The sequence below is a fragment of the Polaromonas sp. P1_G4 genome (assembly GCF_056405475.1).
Window position 1 is genome coordinate 1 of sequence record NZ_JBFUCA010000472.1, and the last position, 3,365, is coordinate 3,365.

The following is a 3,365-nucleotide window of genomic DNA, read 5'->3' on the forward strand; positions in this document are numbered from 1 at the left end:
GGTCTAGCCGCTGGTACGCAAGCAACCGTGATTTCGCCGGCATGCYGGCTGAAGACATCAAGGTTCGCGAGTACCTGAAGGCCAAGCTCAAGAACGCTGCGGTTTCGCGCGTTCTGATCGAGCGCCCCGCCAAGAATGCCCGCATCACGATTTTCTCGGCACGTCCGGGCGTCGTGATCGGCAAAAAAGGCGAGGACATCGAGAACCTCAAGAAAGAACTGAGCCGCCAGCTGGGCGTGCCGGTCGCCGTGAACATCGAAGAAGTTCGCAAGCCTGAAATTGATGCCAAGCTCATCGCTGACAGCATCACGCAGCAGCTTGAAAAACGCATCATGTTCCGCCGTGCGATGAAGCGCGCCATGCAAAACGCCATGCGTCTGGGTGCCCTGGGCATCAAGATCATGTCGTCCGGCCGCCTCAACGGTATTGAAATTGCTCGTTGCGAGTGGTACCGCGAAGGTCGCGTGCCCCTTCACACCCTGCGCGCCGACATCGACTACGGCACCTCTGAAGCCAAGACCACCTATGGTGTGATCGGCGTCAAGGTCTGGGTCTACAAGGGCGACACGCTGGGCCGCAACGATGCGCCAGGCGCCAAGATGGTGGAAACACCGGCCGACGAAGAACGCAAGCCGCGCGGCCCACGCCGTGATGCCCGTCCTGGCGATCGCCCTGGTTCCGACCGTCCTGCTCCACGCGGTGCCCGTGCACCACGCGGTGCGACCAACACCGCTCCGGTAGATGGAAGCGACAAGCCGGCTGAAGCTACCCCTGGTAGCGAAGCCCCGAAAACCACCGTTAAGCGCGTCCGTAAAGCCGCGCCAGCTGCAGCAGCTGACGGTGCCAAGACCGAGTAATCGGTCTATTAACGGAGAATCAAAATGCTGCAACCCGCTCGCAGAAAATACCGCAAAGAGCAAAAAGGCCGTAACACCGGCATCGCAACCCGGGGTTCCTCGGTTGCGTTCGGTGACTTCGGTCTCAAATGCACTGACCGTGGCCGTCTGACGGCCCGTCAAATTGAAGCCGCACGCCGTGCGATTTCCCGTCACGTCAAACGTGGCGGCCGTATCTGGATCCGTGTCTTCCCGGACAAGCCGATTTCCCAAAAGCCTGCTGAAGTGCGTATGGGTAACGGTAAAGGTAACCCAGAGTACTACGTGGCTGAAATCCAGCCCGGCAAGATCGTCTTTGAAATCGTTGGTGTGCCTGAAGAGCTGGCCCGCGAAGCGTTCCGCCTGGCATCCGCCAAGCTGCCGCTGCGCACCACCTTCGTCAGCCGCATGATTGGCCAGTAAGGGGAAATGACAATGACCAAATCTACTGAACTGMGCCAAAAAGACGTTGCCGGCCTGAAAACCGAAGTCAAAGAGCTGCAAAAAGCCCACTTTGGCCTGCGCATGCAAAAAGCCACGCAGCAACTGACCAACCTTTCCACGCTACGTTCCACGCGTCGCAGCATCGCTCGCGCCAAGACTATCCTGGCCGAAACCATCGTCAAGCAAGGAGCCAAAAAATGACGGAAGCTAAAAAATCCCTCAAGCGCACCTTGATCGGCAAGGTGGTGAGCGACAAGCGCGCCAAGACCGTCACGGTTCTGGTTGAGCGTCGTGTGAAGCACGAGCTGTACGGCAAGATCGTATCGCTGTCCAGCAAGTACCACGCCCATGACGAAAAAGGCGAGTACCACACAGGTGATGTGATCGAGATCACCGAAAGCCGCCCGATCTCCAAGACCAAGAACTGGGTTGTGACCCGTCTGGTTGAAAAGGCTGCGGTCGTTTAAGTCTTGAGTTCAACTTAAGGCTGACTCCGGTCACGCTCAAAAAAATGGCTCACTTCGGTGGGCCGTTTTTGTTTGTGCCTTCTGCGATGCCGCTGGTGTGCCGCCGTCCCTCCGGGCTTTCGAAGTATGACCTTCACGTGCGCGCCGCCTTTGGCACAGTGAGCACACGCTTGCCGCCGCCGCACTACACTTCGGGGTTGATTTCCCCACTTCATTCACAACCCATCCATTCTTGAGGAGCACACCATGATCAAAGTAGGCGACACCCTTCCGGCCACCACGCTGATGGAATTTTCTGAAGTTGAAGGCAATGGCTGCAGCATTGGTCCCAACCCGGTCGACGTGGCCAAGGCCACTGCCGGCAAGACCATTGCGCTGTTCGCACTTCCTGGCGCGTTCACGCCTACTTGTTCGGCCAAGCACGTGCCCGGTTACGTGGAGAAGTTCGCGGAGCTGAAGGCTGCAGGTGTCGACGAGATCTGGTGCCTGAGCGTGAACGATGCGTTTGTCATGGGCGCCTGGGCACGCGACCAGAAGACCGGCGACAAGGTGCGCATGCTGGCCGATGGCAGTGCAGAGTTCGCCAAGGCCACGGGCCTGACGCTGGACCTGACGGCGCGCGGCATGGGCCTGCGCAGCAACCGCTACTCCATGCTGGTCAAGGATGGAAAGGTCGCCAGCCTGAATGTTGAAGGCCCAGGCAAGTTTGAAGTCAGTGATGCCGCCACGTTGCTGGCGCAGGCCAAAGGCTGATCACGCTGCCCCCTGGCCCTTACGGGGGTCTGTCAAAGCCGCTGCCTCTTTGTCAGCGGCTTTTTTTTGCTCTGCTGGTGATGGCGGATTGACGTCGGCCAGTTAATTGCTATCAATAACATAGCTGCTTGCGCAAGGTCCTATTGGCCTGCAGCATGTTTTTCCTAAAAATCGACCTTGAGATAGTGTGCGCCCGGGATCGGGTTGTGATAGTAGGGCGGTATCTCGGAGAATCCCAGCTCGGCATACAGGGCGCGCGCCGATTCCATGTCGTCCAGCGTGTCCAGCAGCACCGAGGAATAGCCCGCCACGCGCGCCGCGTCCAAAGTCGCCTCCGCCAGCTGCCGGCCCAGACCGAGGCGGCGAAACGGCAGGCGTACATACAGCCGCTTCATTTCCCCGGCATTCGGGTAATCGACCGAGTCCAGTGCCCGCAGCGCGCAACAGCCGGCGACTTCGCCGTCGACCAGGGCCAGCAGCAGCGCACCCTCAGGGTCATCGTACTCACCGGGCAGTTCGGCCAGTTCGGCCTCAAAATTCTGGAAGCACAGGTCAATGCCCAGCTGCTCCGCATACTCGCGAAAAATCAGGCGCGTGGCGGCCAGCTGCGCCGGCGTGTCGGGCGTGATGAACTGGATGGAGGGGCGTTGCACGGATCGGCGGGGAGAAGTCGACAACCAGTTTACCGTGATTTGCAACTGGAGAGCAGGCCCGGGACGCCCCGGCCGGAGACATCAAAATGCAGGCGCGGCCAGTGTAGACACCCAGTAAGCCACGCCGCCGCAGACCGCCAGGATCAGCGCCGCAGCCAGGCGCGAGACCGTGT

General features: G+C 59.8%; 6 protein-coding genes. 5 read left to right on the forward strand and 1 reads right to left on the reverse strand.

Going from position 1 to position 3,365, the window contains the following annotated elements:
- The 5 genes from rpsC to AC1D1X_RS18955 form a co-directional block, all read left to right on the forward strand.
- The coding region (rpsC, locus tag AC1D1X_RS18935) for a 30S ribosomal protein S3 (RefSeq protein ID WP_477698887.1) at positions 1-857 on the forward strand (857 nt) is incomplete at its 5' end.
- A gap of 24 nt (positions 858-881) precedes the next feature.
- Complete coding sequence (gene rplP / locus AC1D1X_RS18940; RefSeq protein ID WP_122954483.1) at positions 882-1,298, forward strand: 50S ribosomal protein L16; 417 nt, start codon at positions 882-884, stop codon at positions 1,296-1,298.
- Positions 1,299-1,310: 12 nt separating this feature from the next.
- Entirely contained in the window at positions 1,311-1,520 is a 210-nt protein-coding gene (gene rpmC, locus AC1D1X_RS18945; protein WP_477698888.1) for a 50S ribosomal protein L29, read from the forward strand.
- Positions 1,517-1,786: a 30S ribosomal protein S17 gene (gene rpsQ, locus AC1D1X_RS18950; protein ID WP_457281635.1), complete on the forward strand. Its 270-nt coding sequence runs from the start codon at positions 1,517-1,519 to the stop codon at positions 1,784-1,786. The genes rpmC and rpsQ overlap by 4 nt, the downstream gene beginning before the upstream one ends.
- A gap of 246 nt (positions 1,787-2,032) precedes the next feature.
- The gene (locus tag AC1D1X_RS18955) at positions 2,033-2,539 is read left to right on the forward strand and encodes a peroxiredoxin (RefSeq protein ID WP_457281634.1); all 507 of its coding nucleotides are present in this window, start codon (positions 2,033-2,035) and stop codon (positions 2,537-2,539) included.
- Positions 2,540-2,703: 164 nt separating this feature from the next.
- On the opposite strand, the gene AC1D1X_RS18960 is transcribed toward AC1D1X_RS18955, so the two are convergent.
- The gene (locus AC1D1X_RS18960; protein WP_477668895.1) at positions 2,704-3,192 is read right to left on the reverse strand and encodes a GNAT family N-acetyltransferase; all 489 of its coding nucleotides are present in this window, start codon (positions 3,190-3,192) and stop codon (positions 2,704-2,706) included.
- Positions 3,193-3,365: the final 173 nt, after the last annotated feature.

Excerpts from the sequence above, each read along its gene's own strand:
- rplP (WP_122954483.1), top strand. The coding sequence starts at position 882 with ATGCTGCAACCCGCTCGCAGAAAATACCGCAAAGAGCAAAAAGGCCGT.
- rpsQ (WP_457281635.1), top strand. The coding sequence starts at position 1,517 with ATGACGGAAGCTAAAAAATCCCTCAAGCGCACCTTGATCGGCAAGGTG.
- AC1D1X_RS18955 (WP_457281634.1), top strand. The coding sequence starts at position 2,033 with ATGATCAAAGTAGGCGACACCCTTCCGGCCACCACGCTGATGGAATTT.